At 64.7% G+C, this 232-nt stretch carries 1 protein-coding gene; it reads right to left on the bottom strand.

The window, feature by feature from the left end:
* On the bottom strand, positions 1-232 hold a 232-nt coding region (locus R0J88_RS23925; protein WP_410901447.1), incomplete at both ends, for a beta-galactosidase.

Genomic DNA, 232 nt, shown 5'->3' with positions numbered 1-232 from the left:
ATATCGCCGCTGACACCCGCGGCACGCAGGGTGTCGACCTGCAGGCGGTTGTATTCGACCACCATGTCGGAGCAGAAGCGTCGATAATCGAGCACGATGGCCGGATGCGGTTCGGTCACGGTGCCGACGGGGGCCTCGACCTGGGAGAACTCGCTGACTTCCATGCTCCAGAACACCGTGCCCCAGGCCTGATTGAGGGCCTCGACCGTGCCATAGCGCGCCTCGAGCCATG

Source organism: Pseudoalteromonas sp. SIMBA_162, assembly GCF_046535955.1.
Taxonomy (GTDB): Bacteria; Pseudomonadota; Gammaproteobacteria; order Enterobacterales; family Alteromonadaceae; genus Pseudoalteromonas; species Pseudoalteromonas marina.
This window is presented reverse-complemented; position numbering and strand designations above follow the sequence as displayed.